The 21,664-nt window shown below is 42.2% G+C and carries 37 protein-coding genes; 35 read left to right on the top strand and 2 right to left on the bottom strand.

Annotated elements, in window-relative coordinates:
- The first annotated feature begins 1 nt into the window (after position 1).
- From rpsC to D9X91_RS19920, 33 genes are all read left to right on the top strand, one after another.
- Positions 2–658, top strand: coding sequence for a 30S ribosomal protein S3 (gene rpsC / locus D9X91_RS20080; protein WP_121682442.1), 657 nt, complete (start codon positions 2–4; stop codon positions 656–658).
- 1 nt (position 659) lies between these two features.
- A complete protein-coding gene (rplP, locus tag D9X91_RS20075) occupies positions 660–1,094 on the top strand; it encodes a 50S ribosomal protein L16 (protein WP_121682441.1) in 435 nt (144 codons plus the stop codon).
- On the top strand, positions 1,084–1,287 hold the full coding sequence (gene rpmC / locus D9X91_RS20070; RefSeq protein ID WP_003351417.1) for a 50S ribosomal protein L29: 204 nt from the start codon (positions 1,084–1,086) through the stop codon (positions 1,285–1,287). Before rplP ends, rpmC begins: the two co-directional genes overlap by 11 nt.
- A 19-nt stretch (positions 1,288–1,306) precedes the next feature.
- Positions 1,307–1,570, top strand: a complete 264-nt coding sequence (gene rpsQ / locus D9X91_RS20065; protein WP_121682440.1) for a 30S ribosomal protein S17 — start codon at positions 1,307–1,309, stop codon at positions 1,568–1,570.
- 45 nt (positions 1,571–1,615) lie between these two features.
- Positions 1,616–1,984, top strand: a complete 369-nt coding sequence (gene rplN, locus D9X91_RS20060; RefSeq protein WP_121682439.1) for a 50S ribosomal protein L14 — start codon at positions 1,616–1,618, stop codon at positions 1,982–1,984.
- A 39-nt stretch (positions 1,985–2,023) separates the two neighbouring features.
- A complete protein-coding gene (gene rplX / locus D9X91_RS20055) occupies positions 2,024–2,335 on the top strand; it encodes a 50S ribosomal protein L24 (protein WP_121682438.1) in 312 nt (103 codons plus the stop codon).
- 26 nt (positions 2,336–2,361) lie between these two features.
- Positions 2,362–2,901 (top strand): 50S ribosomal protein L5, encoded by a 540-nt coding sequence (rplE, locus tag D9X91_RS20050; RefSeq protein ID WP_121682437.1) that lies wholly within the window; start codon positions 2,362–2,364, stop codon positions 2,899–2,901.
- A 22-nt stretch (positions 2,902–2,923) separates the two neighbouring features.
- A complete protein-coding gene (locus tag D9X91_RS20045) occupies positions 2,924–3,109 on the top strand; it encodes a type Z 30S ribosomal protein S14 (protein WP_121682436.1) in 186 nt (61 codons plus the stop codon).
- 30 nt (positions 3,110–3,139) lie between these two features.
- The gene (gene rpsH, locus D9X91_RS20040) at positions 3,140–3,538 is read left to right on the top strand and encodes a 30S ribosomal protein S8 (RefSeq protein WP_121682435.1); all 399 of its coding nucleotides are present in this window, start codon (positions 3,140–3,142) and stop codon (positions 3,536–3,538) included.
- Between the two features lie 30 nt (positions 3,539–3,568).
- Positions 3,569–4,105 carry a 50S ribosomal protein L6 gene (gene rplF, locus D9X91_RS20035; protein WP_121682434.1) on the top strand — a complete coding sequence of 179 codons (537 nt, stop codon included), beginning with the start codon at positions 3,569–3,571 and terminating at the stop codon, positions 4,103–4,105.
- Positions 4,106–4,137: 32 nt separating this feature from the next.
- Positions 4,138–4,500: a 50S ribosomal protein L18 gene (rplR, locus tag D9X91_RS20030; RefSeq protein ID WP_121682433.1), complete on the top strand. Its 363-nt coding sequence runs from the start codon at positions 4,138–4,140 to the stop codon at positions 4,498–4,500.
- Positions 4,501–4,523: 23 nt separating this feature from the next.
- Entirely contained in the window at positions 4,524–5,024 is a 501-nt protein-coding gene (gene rpsE, locus D9X91_RS20025) for a 30S ribosomal protein S5 (protein ID WP_121682432.1), read from the top strand.
- A 12-nt stretch (positions 5,025–5,036) separates the two neighbouring features.
- On the top strand, positions 5,037–5,219 hold the full coding sequence (gene rpmD / locus D9X91_RS20020; RefSeq protein WP_121682431.1) for a 50S ribosomal protein L30: 183 nt from the start codon (positions 5,037–5,039) through the stop codon (positions 5,217–5,219).
- Between the two features lie 32 nt (positions 5,220–5,251).
- Entirely contained in the window at positions 5,252–5,692 is a 441-nt protein-coding gene (rplO, locus tag D9X91_RS20015) for a 50S ribosomal protein L15 (RefSeq protein ID WP_121682430.1), read from the top strand.
- Positions 5,692–6,984 carry a preprotein translocase subunit SecY gene (gene secY, locus D9X91_RS20010; protein WP_121682429.1) on the top strand — a complete coding sequence of 431 codons (1,293 nt, stop codon included), beginning with the start codon at positions 5,692–5,694 and terminating at the stop codon, positions 6,982–6,984. The genes rplO and secY overlap by 1 nt, the downstream gene beginning before the upstream one ends.
- Positions 6,985–7,051: 67 nt before the next feature.
- Positions 7,052–7,705: an adenylate kinase gene (locus tag D9X91_RS20005; protein ID WP_121682428.1), complete on the top strand. Its 654-nt coding sequence runs from the start codon at positions 7,052–7,054 to the stop codon at positions 7,703–7,705.
- Entirely contained in the window at positions 7,702–8,448 is a 747-nt protein-coding gene (gene map / locus D9X91_RS20000; protein WP_121682427.1) for a type I methionyl aminopeptidase, read from the top strand. The genes D9X91_RS20005 and map overlap by 4 nt, the downstream gene beginning before the upstream one ends.
- Positions 8,449–8,463: 15 nt before the next feature.
- Positions 8,464–8,799 carry a KOW domain-containing RNA-binding protein gene (locus D9X91_RS19995; RefSeq protein ID WP_121682426.1) on the top strand — a complete coding sequence of 112 codons (336 nt, stop codon included), beginning with the start codon at positions 8,464–8,466 and terminating at the stop codon, positions 8,797–8,799.
- Complete coding sequence (infA, locus tag D9X91_RS19990) at positions 8,777–8,995, top strand: translation initiation factor IF-1 (RefSeq protein WP_003178377.1); 219 nt, start codon at positions 8,777–8,779, stop codon at positions 8,993–8,995. Before D9X91_RS19995 ends, infA begins: the two co-directional genes overlap by 23 nt.
- Before the next feature lie 38 nt (positions 8,996–9,033).
- Positions 9,034–9,147 (top strand): 50S ribosomal protein L36, encoded by a 114-nt coding sequence (rpmJ, locus tag D9X91_RS19985; protein WP_003156543.1) that lies wholly within the window; start codon positions 9,034–9,036, stop codon positions 9,145–9,147.
- A 24-nt stretch (positions 9,148–9,171) separates the two neighbouring features.
- Positions 9,172–9,537, top strand: coding sequence for a 30S ribosomal protein S13 (gene rpsM / locus D9X91_RS19980; protein ID WP_121682425.1), 366 nt, complete (start codon positions 9,172–9,174; stop codon positions 9,535–9,537).
- 25 nt (positions 9,538–9,562) lie between these two features.
- Positions 9,563–9,952, top strand: a complete 390-nt coding sequence (gene rpsK, locus D9X91_RS19975; RefSeq protein WP_121682424.1) for a 30S ribosomal protein S11 — start codon at positions 9,563–9,565, stop codon at positions 9,950–9,952.
- A gap of 173 nt (positions 9,953–10,125) precedes the next feature.
- Positions 10,126–11,070: a DNA-directed RNA polymerase subunit alpha gene (locus tag D9X91_RS19970; protein WP_121682423.1), complete on the top strand. Its 945-nt coding sequence runs from the start codon at positions 10,126–10,128 to the stop codon at positions 11,068–11,070.
- Between the two features lie 54 nt (positions 11,071–11,124).
- Positions 11,125–11,487 (top strand): 50S ribosomal protein L17, encoded by a 363-nt coding sequence (rplQ, locus tag D9X91_RS19965; RefSeq protein WP_121682422.1) that lies wholly within the window; start codon positions 11,125–11,127, stop codon positions 11,485–11,487.
- A gap of 313 nt (positions 11,488–11,800) precedes the next feature.
- Positions 11,801–12,631: an energy-coupling factor ABC transporter ATP-binding protein gene (locus D9X91_RS19960; RefSeq protein ID WP_121682421.1), complete on the top strand. Its 831-nt coding sequence runs from the start codon at positions 11,801–11,803 to the stop codon at positions 12,629–12,631.
- On the top strand, positions 12,616–13,488 hold the full coding sequence (locus tag D9X91_RS19955) for an energy-coupling factor ABC transporter ATP-binding protein (protein ID WP_121682420.1): 873 nt from the start codon (positions 12,616–12,618) through the stop codon (positions 13,486–13,488). Before D9X91_RS19960 ends, D9X91_RS19955 begins: the two co-directional genes overlap by 16 nt.
- Positions 13,485–14,282 carry an energy-coupling factor transporter transmembrane component T family protein gene (locus D9X91_RS19950; protein WP_121682419.1) on the top strand — a complete coding sequence of 266 codons (798 nt, stop codon included), beginning with the start codon at positions 13,485–13,487 and terminating at the stop codon, positions 14,280–14,282. The genes D9X91_RS19955 and D9X91_RS19950 overlap by 4 nt, the downstream gene beginning before the upstream one ends.
- Before the next feature lie 13 nt (positions 14,283–14,295).
- The gene (truA, locus tag D9X91_RS19945) at positions 14,296–15,042 is read left to right on the top strand and encodes a tRNA pseudouridine(38-40) synthase TruA (RefSeq protein WP_121682418.1); all 747 of its coding nucleotides are present in this window, start codon (positions 14,296–14,298) and stop codon (positions 15,040–15,042) included.
- A 136-nt stretch (positions 15,043–15,178) separates the two neighbouring features.
- Complete coding sequence (rplM, locus tag D9X91_RS19940) at positions 15,179–15,616, top strand: 50S ribosomal protein L13 (protein ID WP_121682417.1); 438 nt, start codon at positions 15,179–15,181, stop codon at positions 15,614–15,616.
- A gap of 21 nt (positions 15,617–15,637) precedes the next feature.
- Complete coding sequence (rpsI, locus tag D9X91_RS19935) at positions 15,638–16,030, top strand: 30S ribosomal protein S9 (protein WP_121682416.1); 393 nt, start codon at positions 15,638–15,640, stop codon at positions 16,028–16,030.
- 183 nt (positions 16,031–16,213) lie between these two features.
- Positions 16,214–16,660: a YbaK family protein gene (locus D9X91_RS19930; protein ID WP_121682415.1), complete on the top strand. Its 447-nt coding sequence runs from the start codon at positions 16,214–16,216 to the stop codon at positions 16,658–16,660.
- Between the two features lie 83 nt (positions 16,661–16,743).
- Entirely contained in the window at positions 16,744–17,454 is a 711-nt protein-coding gene (gene cwlD / locus D9X91_RS19925) for an N-acetylmuramoyl-L-alanine amidase CwlD (protein WP_121682414.1), read from the top strand.
- Between the two features lie 179 nt (positions 17,455–17,633).
- Positions 17,634–18,692: an Mrp/NBP35 family ATP-binding protein gene (locus D9X91_RS19920; RefSeq protein WP_121682413.1), complete on the top strand. Its 1,059-nt coding sequence runs from the start codon at positions 17,634–17,636 to the stop codon at positions 18,690–18,692.
- Positions 18,693–18,736: 44 nt separating this feature from the next.
- Here the strand turns inward: D9X91_RS19920 and gerD are convergent, their stop codons facing one another.
- Positions 18,737–19,375, bottom strand: a complete 639-nt coding sequence (gerD, locus tag D9X91_RS19915; protein WP_121682412.1) for a spore germination lipoprotein GerD — start codon at positions 19,373–19,375, stop codon at positions 18,737–18,739.
- A 152-nt stretch (positions 19,376–19,527) separates the two neighbouring features.
- On the opposite strand from gerD, the gene D9X91_RS19910 reads away from it, so the two are divergent.
- On the top strand, positions 19,528–20,175 hold the full coding sequence (locus tag D9X91_RS19910; RefSeq protein WP_121682411.1) for a KinB-signaling pathway activation protein: 648 nt from the start codon (positions 19,528–19,530) through the stop codon (positions 20,173–20,175).
- A gap of 109 nt (positions 20,176–20,284) precedes the next feature.
- Here the strand turns inward: D9X91_RS19910 and D9X91_RS19905 are convergent, their stop codons facing one another.
- Positions 20,285–21,034, bottom strand: coding sequence for a polysaccharide deacetylase family protein (locus D9X91_RS19905; protein ID WP_121682410.1), 750 nt, complete (start codon positions 21,032–21,034; stop codon positions 20,285–20,287).
- Positions 21,035–21,172: 138 nt separating this feature from the next.
- On the opposite strand from D9X91_RS19905, the gene D9X91_RS19900 reads away from it, so the two are divergent.
- A complete protein-coding gene (locus D9X91_RS19900; protein WP_121682409.1) occupies positions 21,173–21,400 on the top strand; it encodes a hypothetical protein in 228 nt (75 codons plus the stop codon).
- Positions 21,401–21,664 lie beyond the last annotated feature (264 nt).

Here is a 21,664-nt window from a genome sequence, read left to right as displayed (position 1 = left end):
AGTGGGTCAAAAAGTACATCCAGTCGGGTTGCGTATCGGAGTCATTCGTGATTGGGAGTCCAAATGGTACGCTGGTAAAGACTATGCAGACCTTTTACACGAAGACCTTAAGGTTCGTGAATATATCGCGAAACGCTTATCAGACGCTTCTGTTTCTAAAGTAGAAATCGAGCGCGCTGCTAACCGTATCAATATTACTGTCCACACTGCGAAGCCAGGAATGGTAATCGGTAAAGGTGGTACTGAGGTTGAAGCTCTTCGTAAAGCTTTAAACCAATTAACAGGTAAAAGAGTTCATATCAATATCGTTGAAATCAAGAGAGCAGATCTTGATGCGAAATTAGTTGCAGAAAACATCGCTCGTCAATTGGAAAACCGTGTTTCTTTCCGTCGTGCTCAAAAGCAAGTAATCCAACGCGCTATGAGAGCAGGAGCTAAAGGAATCAAAACAATGGTGTCCGGTCGTCTTGGCGGTGCTGATATTGCACGTGCTGAACACTACAGCGAAGGAACAGTTCCACTTCATACTCTTCGTGCTGACATTGACTATGCTCACGCTGAAGCGGACACAACTTATGGTAAGCTTGGAGTAAAAGTATGGATCTATCGTGGAGAAGTCCTTCCTGCTAAGAAGAAAACTGAGGAAGGAGGAAAATAATATGTTAATGCCTAAACGCGTTAAATATCGTCGTGAACATCGCGGGAAAATGCGCGGTCGTACAAAAGGTGGCGCAGAAGTAGCGTTCGGTGAATACGGTTTACAAGCTCTTGAAGCATCTTGGATCACTAACCGCCAAATTGAAGCAGCTCGTATTGCGATGACTCGTTACATGAAACGCGGCGGTAAAGTATGGATTAAAATCTTCCCTCATAAGCCTTACACTGCTAAACCACTAGAAGTCCGAATGGGTTCCGGTAAGGGGGCGCCTGAAGGATGGGTTGCAGTTGTAAAACCAGGCAAGATCATGTTCGAAATTGCCGGCGTTTCTGAAGAAGTAGCTCGTGAAGCACTTCGTCTTGCAGCACACAAACTTCCAATCAAATGCAAGTTTGTAAAACGAGAAGAAATTGGTGGTGAATCAAATGAAAGCTAATGAAATCCGTGACCTTACCACTGCCGAAATAGAACAAAAAGTTAAATCTTTAAAAGAAGAGCTTTTCAACCTTCGCTTTCAATTAGCGACTGGTCAACTTGAGAACACAGCTCGTATCCGCGAAGTACGCAAAGCGATTGCTCGTATGAAAACCGTTATCCGTGAAAGGGAGATCGGAGTTAACAATCGATAATTGAGAGGAGGTTTGCAGAATGAGTGAGCGCAACCAACGCAAAGTTTATACTGGACGTGTTGTTTCCGACAAAATGGACAAAACAATCACAGTCATGGTAGAAACTTACAAAAAACATTCACTTTACGGCAAACGCGTAAAATACTCTAAAAAGTTTAAAGCTCATGATGAGCAAAACGAAGCAAAAACAGGCGACGTAGTACGTATCATGGAAACTCGCCCGTTATCCGCAACAAAACGTTTCCGTCTTGTTGAGGTTGTAGAAAAAGCTGTAATTATTTAATTCAATAGTTCGGATTGATGTTTATTCCGAAAGGAGGTAACCTAGATGATTCAACAAGAATCACGCTTGAAAGTTGCTGACAACTCTGGTGCACGTGAAGTATTGACAATTAAAGTTCTTGGCGGCTCAGGTCGTAAGACTGCCAACATTGGTGATGTGATCGTCTGCACAGTAAAACAAGCAACACCAGGTGGCGTTGTTAAAAAAGGTGAAGTTGTAAAAGCTGTAGTGGTACGCACAAAACGCGGCGTTCGTCGTAACGATGGATCTTACATCCGCTTTGATGAAAATGCTTGTGTAATCATTCGTGATGATAAAGGACCACGTGGAACTCGTATTTTCGGACCTGTTGCTCGTGAACTTCGCGACAACAACTTCATGAAAATCGTATCTTTAGCTCCAGAAGTTCTTTAATAAATATTTGATTCGGCCATTCAAGGAGGTGCGATTGAAATGCATGTTAAAAAAGGCGATAAAGTAATGGTCATCACTGGTAAAGACAAAGGGAAAACAGGCGTAGTGCTTGCAGCATTCCCTAAGAAAGACCGTGTGCTTGTTGAAGGTATCAACATCGTGAAAAAACACTCAAAACCTTCTCAAGTGAATCCGCAAGGCGGGATCATTAGTCAAGAGGCAGCGATTCACGTATCCAACGTGATGCCGTTGGACCCAAAGACAAATGAACCTACTCGTGTTGGTTATAAAGTTGAAAACGGCAAAAAAGTACGTGTAGCTAAAAAATCCGGTGAATTTTTAGATAAATAGTTCTTATAAGAAGGGAGGTACACGACATGAACCGCCTAAAAGAAAAATTTCAAAAAGAAATTTCTCCTGCTCTTGTGAGCAAATTCAACTATAAATCAGTAATGGAAGTACCAAAAGTTGAGAAAATCGTTATTAACATGGGTGTTGGTGACGCTGTTCAAAACGCAAAATCTTTAGATACTGCTGTTGAGGAATTAACTCTAATCGCTGGTCAGAAGCCAGTTGTAACTAGAGCAAAAAAATCCATCGCAGGCTTCCGTCTTCGTGAAGGCATGCCTATCGGTGCGAAAGTTACATTACGCGGAGAGCGTATGTATGAATTCCTAGACAAATTAGTATCTGTTTCACTACCGCGTGTACGTGACTTCCGCGGCGTTTCTAAAAAGGCATTCGACGGCCGTGGAAACTATACATTAGGTGTAAAAGAACAGTTGATCTTCCCTGAAATTGATTATGATAAAGTATCAAAAGTACGCGGTATGGATATTGTTATCGTTACTACTGCGAACACAGATGAAGAATCTCGTGAACTTTTAACACAATTAGGAATGCCATTCCAAAAGTAATCGCTAAAAGGGAGGCGAAAACGTGGCTAAAAAATCAATGATAGCGAAACAAAAACGTGCTCCTAAGCACGCGGTCCAAGCATATACTCGTTGCGAACGTTGTGGTCGTCCACATTCAGTAATCCGCAAGTTTAAATTGTGCCGTATCTGTTTCCGCGAACTTGCATATAAGGGTCAGATTCCTGGCGTTAAAAAAGCTAGCTGGTAAACCCCGAATTTGGGAAGGAGGTTAATTTAAATGGTTATGACAGATCCAATTGCAGATTTGCTTACTCGCATCAGAAATGCGAACATGGTTCGTCACGAGAAGCTGGAAGTTCCTGCTTCTAACATCAAGAAAGAAGTTGCTGAAATCCTCAAGCGTGAAGGTTTCGTACGTGACGTTGAATTCATCGAAGATAACAAGCAAGGAATCATCCGTATCTTCCTTAAGTACGGTTCAAATAACGAGCGTGTTATCACAGGCTTAAAACGTATCAGTAAACCAGGTTTACGCGTATACGCTAAAGCTAACGAAGTACCAAAAGTATTGAACGGTCTTGGTATTGCGATCGTTTCTACTTCAAATGGTGTATTGTCTGATAAAGAAGCTCGCGCTAAACAAGTTGGCGGAGAAGTATTAGCATACGTTTGGTAATTAATTGATAGTGAATGGAGGTGCATATGAATGTCTCGCGTAGGAAAAAAACCTATTGAAATTCCATCTGGCGTCACTGTGACTCTTGATGGATCTACGGTTACTGTTAAAGGACCAAAGGGAGAGCTTTCCCAAACGTTTAATCCTGATATTGCAATCAACATCGAAGAGAACGTAGTAAACATTACTCGTCCTTCTGATGCGAAAGAACATCGCGCATTGCACGGAACAACTCGCGCTTTGATCGCTAACATGGTTGAAGGTGTATCTGCAGGATTCGAAAGAAAGTTAGAACTAATCGGGGTAGGTTACCGTGCTCAAAAACAAGGGAACAAGCTTGTATTGAACGTTGGTTACTCACATCCAGTCGAAATTGAACCTGAAGCAGGAATCGAAATCGAAGTTCCTAAAAATACGAACATCACGATTAAGGGTTCAAATAAAGAACGTGTTGGAGCACTAGCTGCTAACATTCGCGCTATTCGCCCGCCAGAGCCTTACAAAGGTAAAGGTATTCGTTTCGAAGGTGAATATGTACGCCGTAAAGAAGGTAAAACAGGTAAATAATGCCTCTTAGGCAGAAGAAAGGAGTGACCTCAATGATTACGAAGCCAGATAAAAACAGTACTCGTAAGAAGAGACATGCTCGTGTACGTTCTAAACTTAGCGGTACAGAGTCTCGTCCACGCTTAAACGTATTCCGTTCCAGCAAACATATCTATGCTCAATTGATCGACGATCTTAATGGTGTAACACTTGCAAGTGCATCATCTTTAGACAAAGATTTCGATGTTGAAGCAACTGGAAATGTTGAAGCTGCTCAAAAGGTTGGCGAATTAGTCGCTAAACGTGCAGTTGAAAAAGGACTTAAATCTGTCGTATTCGACCGTGGTGGTTACCTCTATCATGGACGTGTAAAAGCACTTGCTGATGCAGCACGTGAAAACGGCTTAGAATTTTAATAGTAAAAGGAGGGACATATCAGATGCTTCGCATTGATGCTAACAAACTTGAATTAGAAGAACGCGTTGTTACAGTAAATCGTGTTGCGAAAGTTGTTAAAGGTGGACGTCGTTTCCGCTTCACTGCGCTAGTTGTTGTCGGTGACAAGAACGGTCATGTAGGTTTTGGTACAGGTAAAGCGCAAGAAGTGCCGGATGCAATCCGCAAAGCGATTGAAGACGCTAAGAAAAACTTAATCGAAGTACCAACTGTTGGTGCTACTATCCCTCATGAAGTGATTGGACGCTTCGGCGCTGGTCAAATCTTCATGAAGCCTGCTTCTGCCGGTACAGGGGTTATCGCTGGTGGTCCGGTTCGTGCGGTACTTGAGTTAGCAGGTATTGCTGACATTCTTTCTAAATCTTTAGGATCAAACACACCAATTAACATGGTTCGTGCTACAATTAACGGTTTAACTCAATTGAAACGTGCTGAAGAAGTAGCGAAACTACGTGGTAAATCAGTAGAAGAACTGTTAGGATAAGGAGGGATTTAAGTGGCGGAAAAATTAACAATTACCCTCACTCGCAGCTTGATCGGTCGTCCGAATGATCAGCGTGAAACAGTTAAGGCCCTAGGTCTTCGTAAAGTTAATCAAACTGTTGAGCATCAAGATAATCCTGCTATCCGCGGTATGATCAATAAAGTTGCTCATCTTGTGACGGTTAAAGAACAATAAGTTGATTCTTTTTATACAAGGAGGTGCCAACAATGAAACTACATGAATTAAAACCTGCAGAAGGTTCTCGTAAAGAACGAAATCGTGTTGGTCGTGGTACTGGTTCAGGCAACGGAAAAACTTCCGGCCGAGGCCAAAAAGGTCAAAACTCCCGTTCAGGCGGTGGGGTTCGTCCTGGTTTCGAAGGTGGTCAAACGCCTTTATTCCAACGTTTGCCTAAACGTGGATTCACGAACATCAACCGTAAAGATTATGCGATCATTAACCTTGATGCATTAAATCGTTTTGAAGAAGGTACAGAAGTTACTCCAGAACTTCTTATCGAAACGGGTGTTGTAAGCAAAGAAAAAGCAGGAATCAAAATTCTTGCCAACGGTAAAGTCGAGAAAAAGCTTACAGTTAAAGCTCATAAATTCTCCTCTGCTGCAAAAGAAGCTATCGAAGCTGCTGGCGGTAAAACTGAGGTGATTTAATGTTTCAGACAATCTCCAATTTTATGCGCGTGGGTGATATAAGAAAGAAGATATTCTTCACCTTACTAATGTTGATTGTATTCCGCATCGGGGTTTTCATCCCCGTTCCACATGTGGATGCCGAAATATTGAAAATGCAAGATCAATCTGGGCTATTCGGATTTCTGAATACGTTTGGCGGTGGAGCATTAAAGAACTTCTCCATCTTTGCGATGGGGATCATGCCTTACATCACTGCTTCGATCATCGTTCAGTTGCTGCAGATGGACGTTGTTCCTAAGTTTACTGAATGGTCGAAGCAAGGTGAAGTCGGCCGCCGCAAATTAGCTCAGTTTACCCGCTATTTCACAATTATTCTTGGTTTTATCGAAGCGCTAGGCATGTCCTATGGCTTCAATAATTTGGCTGGCGGTATGTTGATCAAAGACCCTGGAATCGGAACGTACTTGTTAATCGCTCTTGTATTAACAGCTGGTACATCCTTTTTAATGTGGCTTGGTGAACAAATCACTTCCAAAGGTGTTGGAAACGGAATTTCTATCTTGATCTTTGCCGGGATCGTGGCTAGGATTCCGACAGCAGCCAATCAGGTATATGCACAGCAGATTGAAGGAGCAGGGCAGCAATTGTTCTTGCACATTGTGATCCTTTTGCTTATCGTTCTCGCTGTCATTGCGATTGTAGTCGGTGTAATCTTCTTCCAGCAAGCATTGCGTAAAATTCCGATTCAATATGCAAAACGCATTGTCGGACGCAGTCCTGTTGGCGGGCAATCAACACATCTGCCGTTAAAGGTTAATGCAGCTGGAGTAATCCCGGTAATCTTTGCCGTTTCATTCATTGTCACGCCAAGAACCATTGCGACATTCTTCGGCCAAAATGATGTAACGACGACGATTGAATGGATCTTCGATTATACGAAGCCAGTCGGGATGCTTATCTATGTGGCACTAATCATCGCTTTCACATATTTCTATGCATTCATTCAGGTCAATCCTGAACAGGTAGCAGAGAATTTGAAAAAGCAAGGTGGATATATCCCTGGAATCCGACCTGGTAAAAACACACAAGAGTACTTGACTCGAGTTCTTTACCGTCTGACATTCAGCGGATCAATCTTTCTAGCGTTGATCGCGATACTTCCAGTACTATTCGTCAAGTTTGCAGGGTTGCCAACTACTGCACAAATCGGCGGAACAAGCTTACTGATCGTTGTCGGTGTTGCGCTTGAAACAATGAAACAACTTGAGTCTCAATTAGTGAAACGTCACTATAAAGGCTTTATAAAATAATGCTTGAGGTTTTAGGAACACACTGTTGTTCCTGAAACCGGATTTAGATACTGAGGGGGAAATACGAGTGAACTTGGTACTAATGGGGCTTCCGGGTGCTGGTAAAGGTACTCAAGCCGACAAAATCGTAGCAAAATATGAAATCCCTCATATCTCAACCGGAGATATGTTTCGTGCTGCTATCAAGGATAGTACGGAACTTGGATTAAAAGCTAAATCTTTCATGGATAAAGGCGAACTGGTTCCTGATGAAGTAACGATCGGAATCGTCCGCGAGCGATTAGGCAAGGATGATTGCTACAAAGGATTCCTTCTTGACGGTTTCCCGCGTACAGTTGCCCAAGCTGATGCGCTTGAAAATATCCTTGGTGATTTAGACAAGAAAATGGATTTTGTCATTAATATTGAAGTAGATCAAGATATATTAATGGAACGTCTGACAGGGCGCCGAATCTGCAAGGATTGTGGAGCAACTTATCATTTGGTATTCAATCCACCGAAGGAAGAAGGAGTCTGCGACCGATGTGGCGGAGAGCTATACCAACGGGCTGATGATAATGCCGAGACGGTACAAAATCGTTTGGAAGTAAATATGAAGCAAACAAAGCCGCTTCTTGATTTTTACAGCGAGAAAGGCTACTTGCGCAATATCAATGGACAGCAGGATATCAACAAAGTATTCGCCGATATCGACGAATTACTTGGAGGCCTGCCTCGATGATCATTTGCAAGACCCCTCGTGAAATTGAAATCATGAAAGAAGCAGGCAGCATTGTGGCGATCACCCATCAGGAGTTGCAAAAGCATATAGTTCCAGGGATTACGACCAAGCAATTGGATGTAATTGCTGAAAAAATTATAAGCGAACATAATGCAATTCCATCTTTTAAAGGTTATAATGGGTTTCGTGGCAGTATTTGCGCTTCAGTCAATTACGAGTTAGTCCACGGGATACCCGGTGACCGGACATTGAAAGATGGCGACATTATCAGCATCGATATCGGTGCTAAATATAAAGGCTATCATGGTGATTCGGCATGGACATATCCTGTCGGTGATATAAATGAAGAAACCCAAAGGCTGCTAGATGTTACAGAGGAGTCTCTCTATCTGGGCTTGAATGAAGCTAAGCCAGGCGAACGCCTTTCGAACATCTCCAACGCGATCCAAACATATGTTGAAGCAAATGGCTTTTCTATCGTACGTGAGTATGTCGGACACGGTGTTGGTCAAGACTTACATGAGGAGCCTCAAATTCCTCATTTTGGACCACCAAACAAAGGTCCTCGCTTGAAGCCTGGAATGGTGCTTGCGATTGAACCGATGGTGAATGCAGGCAGCCGTTATGTAAATACATTGGCTGATAACTGGACGGTTGTGACAGTGGATGGGAAAATGTGTGCACATTTTGAACACACCATTGCCATAACAGAAACAGGTTATGAAATTCTAACGAAAGCCTAAGTGAAGGTGATAGTGTTGAACGAGTCTGATTCGACTCCCCTTATAGGGCAGATAGCCATAATTAAAAAGGGACGAGATGCAGGGCAAATTGCGATAGTTGTTCATCGTGTGGATGATCGATTCGTATTGTTGGCGGATGGAGACAAACGCAAACATGATCGTCCAAAAAAGAAGAACATTCAACATCTGGAATTATACGACTATGTTTCTCCAGAAGTTCAAAGCAGTATTCATGAGACCGGGCGCGTCACGAATGGCAAACTGCGATTTGCGATAGCGAAATTTATGAATGAGGTCCTTGAAGATGGGAAGAAGGGAGTAGAGTTCGATGGCGAAAGACGATGTTATTGAAGTAGAAGGCACAGTTGTTGAAACTTTGCCGAACGCGATGTTTAAGGTAGAATTAGAGAATGGTCATACTGTATTGGCTCATGTCTCCGGTAAGATCCGAATGCATTTCATTCGTATTTTACCAGGTGATAAAGTTACAGTAGAGCTTTCTCCATATGATCTTACTCGTGGTAGAATTACGTATCGATATAAATAATCTTATGCACTCCGTACTATTAAGGAGGTTAGAACAAGATGAAAGTAAGACCATCAGTCAAGCCAATCTGTGAAAAATGTAAAGTTATCCGCAGAAAAGGCAAAGTAATGGTTATCTGTGAAAATCCTAAACATAAACAAAAACAAGGCTAATATAGAAGGAGGTGCGCTTATACAATGGCACGTATTGCTGGTGTGGATATTCCACGTGATAAACGTGTAGTCATTTCATTGACTTACATCTTTGGTATTGGAAAAAATACAGCTCAAAAAGTACTTGCGGAAGCTGGTGTATCCGAGAATACACGCGTTCGCGATTTAACTGATGAAGAATTAGGTAAAATCCGTGATGTAATTGATAAGCTTAAAGTTGAAGGTGACCTTCGTCGTGAAGTTTCACTTAACATTAAGCGTCTAATGGAGATCGGAAGCTACCGTGGACTTCGTCATCGCCGTGGCTTGCCTGTTCGCGGACAAAACACGAAGAACAATGCACGTACTCGTAAAGGTCCTCGTAAGACTGTAGCGAACAAGAAAAAATAATTAGTAAAGGAGGTTGCTTCTTAAAATGGCACGTAAACAAAACACTCGTAAACGTCGTGTGAAAAAGAATATCGAAGCTGGTATTGCACACATTCGTTCAACATTTAACAATACAATCGTAACAATCACTGATGTTCATGGAAATGCTATTTCTTGGTCATCTGCAGGTGCGCTTGGATTCAGAGGTTCTCGTAAATCCACTCCTTTCGCAGCTCAAATGGCAGCAGAAACGGCAGCAAAGACTTCTATCGAACACGGTTTGAAAACTTTAGAAGTAACAGTTAAAGGTCCTGGAGCAGGTCGTGAAGCTGCTATCCGTGCGCTTCAAGCTGCTGGTCTTGATGTAACTGCTATTAAAGACGTTACTCCAGTTCCTCATAACGGATGCCGTCCACCAAAACGTCGCCGTGTTTAATTTTTCTGTATAAATTCGAGTATCCCTGTCTATAATGGGGTATTATATGATGTTTCGTTCATACAGAAATGATGAATCCAGTTGTTGTGCACAATCGGGAACGTAAACATGGGGGAATTTCGGTAAGATGAATCGAACCGGGGTTTCGACGTTTTGAAGGAGGGTATATTTGAATGATCGAAATTGAAAAACCAAAAATTGAAACGGTTGAGATCAGCGATGATGCCAATTTTGGTAAGTTTGTCGTAGAGCCACTTGAGCGTGGATATGGTACAACTTTGGGTAACTCCTTACGTCGTATCCTATTATCTTCACTCCCTGGTGCCGCTGTCACTTCTATCCAAATCGATGGAGTACTGCATGAGTTTTCAACAATTGAAGGCGTCGTTGAGGATGTAACATCCATTATCTTGAATATTAAAAAGCTTGCCCTTAAGATTTATTCTGATGAAGAAAAGACGCTTGAGATTGACGTACAGGGTGAGGGAGTTGTCACTGCAGCTGACATTACTCATGATAGTGATGTAGAAATCTTAAACCCAGATTTACACATCGCGACTCTTGGTAAAAATGCAAACTTCCGTATGCGTCTTAATGCAAAACGTGGTCGCGGGTATACTCCAGCCGATCAAAACAAGCGTGAGGACCTTCCTATCGGTGTGATTCCTATCGATTCGATCTATACCCCGGTATCACGTGTAAACTACCAAGTAGAAAATACACGTGTCGGCCAAATGACGAATTATGATAAACTTTCGTTGGATGTATGGACAGACGGTAGTATCGGTCCGAAAGAAGCGATTTCCTTAGGCGCTAAGATTTTAACTGAGCACTTAAATATTTTTGTCGGTTTAACAGACGAAGCTCAAAATGCTGAAATCATGGTTGAAAAAGAAGAAGACCAGAAAGAAAAAGTCCTTGAGATGACGATCGAGGAATTGGACCTTTCCGTTCGTTCTTACAACTGCTTGAAGCGTGCTGGCATCAACACAGTACAGGAGTTGGCTAATAAAACCGAAGAAGATATGATGAAGGTGCGCAACTTAGGTCGTAAATCTTTGGAAGAAGTCAAGGCTAAGTTAGAAGAACTAGGTTTAGGCTTGCGCAAAGACGACTGATAAAAAAATTAATTTATTTCAATAGAGATAACTTCAACAAAGGAGGGAAACTTCATGGCATACAGAAAGTTAGGACGTACAAGCGCTCAACGTAAAGCGATGTTACGTGACTTAGCAACTGACCTTATCATCAGCGAGCGTATCGAAACGACTGAAACTCGTGCGAAAGAATTGCGTTCAGTTGTTGAAAAAATGATTACTCTTGGTAAACGTGGTGATTTGCATGCACGCCGTCAAGCTGGTGCTTTCATCCGTAACGAAGTAGCTAACGCTGAAACAAACCAAGATGCACTACAAAAATTATTCGCTGATATCGCTCCACGTTATGCTGAGCGTCAAGGTGGATACACTCGTATCATGAAAATGGGTCCTCGCCGCGGTGACGGTGCTCCAATGGTGATCATCGAGTTAGTTTAATAGCTATGACAAACAAAGGGCAGGACAGTTAGTTGGATAACTGCTTTCTTGCCCTTTTTTGCTAAATGCTTGGTAATAGAGTTCTAAAGCTTAACGAGCGTTATGATGAGCGCTTTATGTTTTGAGAGATTTGAAAAAGTGTCTCGTTTAGCTCATGCGCCTCCTTCCTCCTTTATTCATAGAGGAGTTCATGTAATGAGCAGGGAAAAGGTTCCTTTTCTTTGGATGGAGGTGCAGGCTTTTTTCTATTTATAGACCTTTTTTAAATGAGCATAGAATAGGGAGCAAAGTTGAGGCTAGAGGAGGACAGCTTATGGGAAGGAAACTGATTCAGATTCAGGGAGTATCTTTTCGATACCATGGCCAAGATCAATTTGCGTTGGATGACATATCCTTTGATGTAATGGAAGGCGAATGGCTTGCCATTGTCGGCCATAATGGATCAGGTAAATCAACATTGGCTAAAATGCTTAATGGATTGCATTTTCCGGAAAAAGGACAAGTTTCAGTCTCTGATACAATTTTGTCTGAACAGACAATCTGGGAAATCCGCAAACAAATAGGAATGGTGTTCCAAAACCCGGATAATCAATTTGTGGGCACTACAGTTCAAGATGATGTGGCTTTTGGGTTAGAAAACAATGGCATTCCAAGGGATATAATGGTGAAAAGAGTTTCAGATGCACTTGATAAAGTCGGAATGGCAGATTTTCTTGATCAAGAGCCGCACCATCTTTCTGGTGGACAGAAGCAGCGTGTGGCAATAGCAGGGGTACTCGCTCTGCAGCCGCAGGTGATCATCCTGGATGAAGCTACATCCATGCTCGATCCAAGGGGTCGTGAAGAAGTGCTTTCCACCATTAGGGAACTGAAAAAGGAAACAAACATGACGGTCATCTCCATCACGCATGATCTGGAAGAGGCTGCGAAAGCAGACCGAATCATCGTCATGAATCGCGGCCAGGTATACAAGGAAGGTGTCCCTGAAGAGATTTTTCAGCTTGAGGAAGCGCTGACATCCTTAGGACTGGATATTCCGTTTGCGATAAAGATGAAGAGAGCCCTCCAGCAAAAAGGTATCCCTATTCACGATCAATATTTAACAGAAGAAGAGTTGGTGAATGCCCTATGGATATCTCATTAAATCAAGTTGAGTATCGGTACCAGGCAGGATCTCCTTTTGAAAGGCTGGCACTGCAAGAGGTAAGCTTTTCGATTCCTTCCGGCACCTTTCTTGCCATCATCGGCCATACGGGCTCGGGAAAATCGACATTGCTGCAGCATTTGAATGCACTGCTTAAGCCCACGAAAGGAACGGTCCAGATTGGCGATCGAATGATTTCGGCTGATAAAAAAGAAAAGCATCTAAAGGAAATAAGGCAAAAGGTCGGCATCGTCTTTCAATTTCCGGAACATCAATTGTTTGAGGAAACCGTTGAAAAGGATATTTGCTTTGGGCCGATGAATTTCGGCGTGTCTGAACAGGTAGCCAAACAGCGGGCAAAAGAATTGATCAAACAGGTCGGGCTTTCTGAAGAGATTTTGGCAAAATCGCCATTTGATCTATCTGGTGGACAAATGAGAAGGGTTGCGATAGCCGGTGTATTGGCGATGAACCCGGATATCCTTGTATTGGACGAACCGACTGCAGGCTTGGACCCGAGAGGCAGAAAAGAAATCATGGATATGTTTTATCGAATCCATCAAGAAAAAGGCCTGTCAACCATCCTTGTCACCCACAGTATGGAGGATGCTGCAACGTATGCAGATGAGATCGTCATCATGCATAAAGGCAGGGTCAGGAAACAAGGGGCACCAAGGGAAATATTTTCTGTTCCCGACGAACTTCTCGAACTGGGGCTCGATGTTCCTGATGTCGTGAGGTTCCAATATATGCTGGAAAAGAATTTGGGCGAGAAGATTGGCGAAACATGCCTGACCGTCGACGAACTTTCCTCAATGATTGCAGAGTGGAAGAGAAGACGAGGTGATGAACAATGATGGAGAAAATGATCTTTGGACGCTATGTCCCTGTTGATTCCATTATTCATAAGCTCGATCCGCGTGCAAAGCTGATCTTTGTGTTTGCATTCATATGTATCGTATTCTTAGCGAACAATGCGGCAACCTATGGCATTATGGCGTTGTTCACGCTAGTCCTGATCCTGATGTCGCGGATTCCCGTCATCTTTCTCATTAACGGGCTTAAGCCAATCTTGTTTTTGATCATCTTTACCTTTTTCCTTCATGTCTTTTTTACAACGGGAGGAGCTCTGCTTTTTCATTTCAGTTTCATTCGTATTTATGAAGAGGGACTAAGACAAGGGATATTCATATCTTTAAGGTTTTTGCTGCTTATTTTTGTGACATCGCTGCTGACGTTGACGACCTCTCCCATTTCCATTACGGATGGTCTTGAAAGCTTGCTGAACCCGTTCAAAAAGATCAAGCTGCCAGTTCATGAGCTTGCACTCATGATGTCCATTTCATTGAGATTCATTCCGACGCTCATGGATGAAACGGATAAAATCATGAAGGCACAAACGGCGAGGGGAGTCGATTTTACGAGCGGACCCATCAAAGATCGTGTCAAGGCGGTCATCCCTTTGTTGATCCCATTATTCGTCAGTTCGTTCAAACGGGCGGAAGAACTGGCAACTGCCATGGAAGCAAGGGGCTACCGCGGAGGTGAAGGCCGATCAAAATACAGGCTTTTGAAATGGACAGGAGCAGATTCACTCACCATCCTGTACTTGGCGCTGATGGCTTCGCTGCTCATTATATTCAGGTCTTGATGGAGGTAATCTCATGCAGCGTTATAAGTGTATCGTAGCCTACGATGGCACCCAGTTTTCCGGTTATCAAATCCAGCCGAATGGAAGGACCGTTCAAGGGGAGATTGAGAAAACATTGGGAAAGATGCATAAAAAGGATTGTGTGCAAATCACTGGGTCGGGCAGGACGGACGCAGGTGTCCATGCTGTGGGGCAAGTGATTCATTTTGATTCTGAATTGAATATCCCTGAAGAACGATGGGTGAAGGCGATAAACGGGCAGTTGCCAGAAGATATCGCCATCCAATCCGTCGAAAGGGCGGAAGAAGATTTTCACGCCCGTTTTTCAGCAAAGGGAAAAGAATACCGGTATAAGGTAAGTTTAAGTAAACGAAAGAATCCATTAATCCGGAATTACGTATATCACTATCCATATCCATTGGATATGGAGGCTGTCCAGGAAGCATCACGCTTTTTGATCGGCACCCACGACTTCACGAGCTTTTGCTCTGCGAAGACGGAAGTGGAGGATAAGGTCCGGACCATCTCTGCCATCAATGTGTTGGAGACGGACCAGGATGAATATACATTCCAATTCATCGGCAATGGATTCTTGTACAACATGGTCCGAATCCTCGTTGGAACATTGCTGGATTCAGGTGCTGGAAAATTAAATCCAAAAGAATTCCCAAAAATTTTAAAAAGCAAAAATCGCGACATGGCTGGTAAAACAGCGCCTGCAAAGGGCTTGTATTTGTGGAAGGTGATGTATGACAACTAAACCAGGTGTAACATCCTGTTGACATTGTGTTTTAAACAGGTTATTATATCATATGGTATGTATTTAACCCCACGGTGAGCCCCGGAAGACTTATTCGTGATTAAAATAAATACAGCATTATTTAGGAGGTAACACAATGCGTACTACGTATATGGCAAAAGCAAGTGAAGTAGAACGTAAATGGTATGTTGTTGACGCAGAAGGTAAAACTTTAGGTCGTCTTGCAAGTGAAGTAGCTTCAATCTTGCGCGGTAAAAACAAACCAACATTTACACCACATGTAGATACAGGTGATCACGTGATCATCGTAAATGCATCTAAAATTGAACTATCCGGTAAGAAATTAACTGACAAAATTTATTACCGTCACAGCCAATTTCCTGGCGGATTAAAATCTCGTACTGCTCTTGAAATGCGTACGAACTACTCTGAGAAAATGCTTGAGCTAGCTATCAAAGGCATGCTTCCAAAAGGTTCTCTTGGACGTCAAATGTATAAAAAACTACATGTTTTCGCTGGTGCAGAACATAACCATCAAGCACAAAAACCAGAAGTTTACGAACTTCGCGGATAATCACTAAAGGAGGGAAATATCTTGGCACAAGTTCAATATATCGGAACAGGTCGTCGTAAAAGTTCTGTTGCACGTGTACGTTTAGTACCGGGCGAAGGAAAAATCGTAATCAATGATCGTGAAGTTGAAAACTACATTCCGTTTGCTGCTTTGCGTGAAGTAATCAAACAACCTCTAGTTGCTACTGAAACTCTTGGCAGCTACGATGTTCTTGTTAACGTAAACGGTGGTGGATACACTGGTCAAGCTGGAGCAATCCGTCACGGAATCGCTCGTGCTCTTTTGCAAGCTGATCCAGAATTCCGCGGAACTTTAAAACGCGCTGGTCTATTAACTCGTGATGCACGTATGAAAGAGCGTAAAAAATACGGTCTTAAAGGTGCACGCCGCGCGCCTCAGTTCTCAAAACGTTAATTTTTTGTACAACTTGTTGTACACTCAGAACCCAGTCGAATTTCGACTGGGTTTTTTATTTTGCCGCAAAAGGTGCAATAAAGGTGCCTGTCACCAAAGTGCAGGGCTGGTAATGATTGTGATTGGAATTCTTGCATCATAACGCTTTGTTCGTTGAAAAATACGTTCAAAGGGGTTGAGAATATGAACGTGATTACGACGTTTACAACTAAGAAAAGAGAAAAACAAATCAAATCAGAACGCAAGCTCCTAAAAGAGCTTTCCATACAAATGCTTAAGAAAAGTGTACAGCAGCACTTTGATGCCATCCGTGTGCAAGGCGGTGTGTTCCTGCAGCAGGGATTGGAAGAAGGCTGCTATGATGTAGCGATAGAAGCTTTCCTTCTTGGAGCGCAATTCAGCAGGTTTGCACCATTAGGGGAATCGAGTGAGAAGATCCAGCAAAGATGTGAAAAGGAGATGAAGCATCTCATCGACACCTTATACAACTTTTGGCTGTATTGGGGGAAGCTTGGGGATGAAGTCATCTTTAACGATTCATTATATTTTTTGTGTGAAAGCTTTATCGAGTATTGGTGGAGTGAAGGCTTTACAAGGGGGGAGAGAAGGAGAAAGCTTCGCCTGCATTAAGAGGCAGGACAAAATCCTTGTTCTAAATTCATTTCTTGTCCCATATCCTTTTTCATAGAGAGACAAGGAAGGGAAGGAAAAGAATGGGAAGAAGGATGAAGCTTGGAATTTTTATCGCCAGCGCCTTAGTCTTATTTTTGCTTTTTCAATTTAAGCTATATGAGAATGATTCCTGGAAATCCTGGAATCTGCCTTTATCGGGTAAGATTATTTATTTGGATGCAGGACATGGCGGACCGGATGGCGGTGCGGGCGATCAAGATGCCTTAGAAAAAGATATTTCCTTGAAAGTCACGCTAAAGGTGCGTGATTATTTGCAGGAACAAGGTGCACTTGTCATTTTGACGAGGGAAAAGGATCAAGATTTGGCTGCAGAGGATACGAAAGGTTATAGCAGAAGGAAAACGGAGGATTTGAAAAAAAGGCTTAAATTAATTAATGAATCGAAAGCCGATTTATTTATCAGCATCCATCTCAATTCAATACCATCTCCACAATGGAGTGGCGCTCAAACTTTTTTTGCACCACAATACGAAGAAAATCAAAAGGTTGCCAAATTCATTCAGGATGAATTGGTGAAAAATCTTCAAAATACAAATCGGGAAGCGAAGGCCATCAATAATGTATATATATTGAAGCATGCCAAAAAACCAGGCGCACTTGTGGAAGTTGGATTCCTCTCCAATCCATCTGAAAGGGCCCGACTAAAAAAAGACGACTACCAAGAAAAAATATCAGCTTCCATCTATAATGGGATTATGAGATATTTTACAAATGAACCCAGCTTAAAATAAAGCTGGGTTATTCTTTTGTTAATTCTCAATCCATTAATTATAATTGGCTGTGTATGCACAGTTTTACGAAAAGGGCCATTCAATTAATGATGGCGGATCAAGACCTCATCCCTTCGGAAATAGAATATATGTGTTATACTGTAAGGGAATTGTAAACGAATACAAGGATGGTGTCGCTGGTGTTAACAGAACAACAGGTATTTGATTTGCTTAAGGATATCCAAGATCCTTTTTTACATAAGAGCTTCGGTGAGTTGGATTCAATCGAAGAAATCAAAATTAAAGAAGAGAAGCAGCATGTAAGCGTCAAGATTCTTTTGGCCAAAACAGGCGGAGGGGAACAGCTGCAAATTCAGCAAAAAATTGTGGGCATTCTTAAAAATGAAGGCGCCGAAACAGTGGGAATCCGTTTTGGGGAACTGCCTGAAGAAGTATTGAACCGCTACCGCGAGAGCCTTTCAGGTCAGGCGGATGGAGGCCTGCTTTCTCCTGCAAGCAAAACCACTTTCATTGCGATCGCAAGTGGAAAGGGCGGGGTCGGAAAATCCACGGTTTCTGTCAATTTAGCCGTTTCCCTTGCGCGGCAAGGAAAAAAGGTTGGTTTGATTGATGCCGATATTTATGGGTTCAGTGTTCCGGATATGATGGGAATCGTCAAGCGTCCGGTTGTCCGCGGGGAAAGAATCATCCCTGTTGAGCGCTTTGGAGTGAAAGTCATCTCCATGGGATTCTTTGTGGAGGACAACGCCCCAGTCATCTGGAGAGGGCCGATGCTTGGCAAAATGCTCAACAACTTCTTTACCGAAGTGGAGTGGGGAGAGCTGGATTACTTGCTGTTGGACTTGCCTCCAGGAACTGGTGATGTAGCACTCGATTTACATACGATGCTTCCGCACTGCAAGGAAATCATCGTGACGACTCCGCACCCTACAGCTGCTTTTGTTGCGGCAAGAGCAGGCGCCATGGCGCTGAGAACGGAGCATGAAATCATCGGAGTCATTGAAAATATGTCTTATTTTGAAAGTCAGTTGACCGGTGAACGTGAATATGTGTTTGGTGAAGGCGGAGGTAAAAAGCTTGCAGAAGAGCTGAGAACAGAACTTCTTGGACAGCTTCCGCTAAGACAGCCTGATTGGGATGAAAATGATTTTGCCCCATCGATCTATGCTGAAGACCACCAACTAGGGAAGATATATCATGATATCGCCGGCAAGGTCATTGATGTATTATCGAAATAACGTATTAGAGGCTATTCCATGGCGGAATAGCCTCTTTTTGTGTTTTAAGAAGATGAAGAAGATGATTGGCCTTGACTCTGGCCCTGACCCTGCTGGTTTCCTTGTCCGCCTTGCTGGCCTTGTGAGCCGCCGCTCTTCATATCCTCGGCTGCTTTCATCAGCAGCGATTGAATTTTAGTTTTGAATAAAGGACTATCTACCGTTTCCATAAGGACGTTTTGCAAATGTTCACGGTATTCCTTGCTTTTCAAAATTTGGAGAACGACCTTTTGGTATTCGGGATCTTTAAATATATCCATCATCATCCCTTGGTACTCTGGGTCCTTCATCAAATCCTTCAACAGCTTTTCATTTTCCTTTTTCATGCTTTTAGCCATTGCCTCTGTGAATTTTGGATCTTCAAAAGCTTTTTTCCAAAATTCCGCACCCTTATCAGATGTGAGAGTTTTTTCAATCGTATGTGTCACAATACCTTGATCCATTATCAGCTCTTGCTTCATCTTGTCATCCGACATAACATCTTTAAGCGCTTTTTTTCCATCGTCTGACTTGAGTATATCGACAACCATTTTTTTTGTTTGATCATAATCCATTTGTCCACTGCTGCTGGATCCCCCGCCGCCGGAACAAGAGGAAAGAAAAACTACAGAAAATGTGAGGAGCAAGAGGACCATTTTTTTCATAAAGAAGCTCCTTTCCTTTCAGCTGTCCTTACTGTTAATATGGGATTTTGTGAAATATTTATGCACAACATATGCAAGTCCTAGATTTTTCAAACTTTGGTTGGTACAATCAAATGAGTGAATTTTTCTAAAAATATTGGGGGATATGCATCGTGACAATCCGAAATTGGATTAAATTGTTTTTCACGACGTTGTTGGTCGGTGGAATAACAGCTGGAGTTATTGGCTTTATCGTTAGATGGGGTGAATTTGCACCGTTGTTTGCCAAAATGGAAATCGGTCAGATTTTCTCAGTGTTGATATGGTTGATCGGAGTGGGCTTCACTTTCAGTGTGATTAGCCAAATGGGTTTTTTTGCTTATTTAACAATACATCAATTCGGTCTTAGAATGTTCCGCTCACTTTGGAATGGCGTCCAAGTCATTGTCATTCTTCTTGTTTTATTCGATCTTGTTTACTTCAGATTTAAAGCGTTTGCAGATAAAGGGGAGAGCATAGTCCCTTATATCCTGCTGGCTATTGTCATTATGGCAGCGGCTTTGGTCACTTCTTGGGCAAAGACGAGGCAAACGAATAAAAACACATTTATTTCAGCGATGTTCTTCATGGTTGTCGTTACAATATTAGAGTGGCTCCCTGTTCTGACCGTCAACGAAAAAAGTTGGCTATACTTGATGCTTTTCACACTTCTAGCCTGCAATACATACCAATTGCTTATTCTGCCAAAATATAACCAGCAGTCAAAGCGGCAAATGGAGGAGCGGGGTAAACAGCAGAAGGGGGCGGACAAATCAACGTAAAAACATATCATCAACGCACGGTGATGATATAAACAAAAAAAGCCCTGTCGCCCCTTGATTATTGGGGGACAAGGCGATTGATCCCATTAACATAGCATGGGGTCTTTTTTTATGGCACCAATGTGGTCTTTACATTTCCATTTGCAAGCATATCCGAAACAGACACAAATGGACCTTTTTTCTTTAAATAAGAAATTATATCCGGCAAGGCAACTGCGGTTTGTTTAGCGGAGTCGGAAGCGTGGAATAATAGAATGTCGCCTTGCTTCGCGCCTTCGATGTTTTGAACGATGTTTTGAACGCCGGGACTTTTCCAGTCATCGGAATTAATGCTCCAATGGACGACGGTCAATCCTAATTGATCGGCTATCTTTATGGTCCGCTTGTCAAAATGCCCCGTAGGAGAGCGCAGTAATTTGACCTGCTTCAAATTCAATTTTTTAAACACTTCCTGCGATTTCATCATGTCACGCCTGACTTCGGCATCCTTTAAATCAATATAATCAGCATAGGAATACCCCAAGCTCCCGACTTCATAGCCTTGCTTCACAATCCGCTGTACAAGGTCAGGATGGCGTTCGGCCCATTCACCTGAGAGAAAAAAAGTGGCGGATTTGACATTCAATTTTTCTAGTGTGTCCAATATCGGCTCAGCCTGAACATCACCCCAGCCGATATTAAAGGTAAGCGCAATTCCCTTATCACCCTGGTATACAGCTTTTGGCCCTGCCTTGGTTGAAAAGACAGGATAATACCCGAGGTTTTCACTATAAAAAAACAAAGCAGTAAAAAAAGAAATCATAATGACAAGCAAAACCTTTTTGATGTTTCGTCCATTCAAGGTCACAAAAAAATTCATACAAATCCCCCTATTAGACAAGTCCTATTCCATCTTATGCATGGCTAATAAAAAATATATGCAGCGTACATAAATCTTTTTAATAATTTCCCACCACTTGGAAAAAACTACAAATAATCTTTTGAAGGGGTGAATGTTTTGTTAGGTATTTTAATTCATGAGAAGGAAAAAGAAGAAATTCAATATTTATTAAAAAGGGAAATGGATGAAATTCTTTTTGACTTGAAGGATTCCAGGATCGATCATCTTGTAAAACGTGCCATGGAAGAAAGGTATAAAATCCTGTTCAACCTATTTACTCGTATAGCGCCTCATGCTGAATGCATCAAGTATATTCTGAATCCCAAAAAGAAAAAAGAAATGTAATGATACACAGATTTTAACACCATCAGAAAAACTTTGAAAAAAATCATAAAAAAGCATTGACGGTCAATGGATATCTTGGTATATTAATAAACGTCGCTGATGACGAAACGCTTTTTGAAAGAAAAAAACAAAAAAAGTTGTTGACATCAACGGAGTGAAAATGTTACATTAATAAAGTCGCTGTCAAAGAAGAAGACAGTAAAATTGATCTTTGAAAACTGAACAAAACAAACGTCAACGTTAATTCAATTTTTATTTTAAATC

This window comes from Falsibacillus albus (assembly GCF_003668575.1).
In the GTDB taxonomy this organism is placed as follows: Bacteria; Bacillota; Bacilli; order Bacillales; family DSM-25281; genus Falsibacillus; species Falsibacillus albus.
Note: the sequence above shows the minus strand (reverse complement) of the source record. Positions and strands in the feature narration are given on the sequence as shown.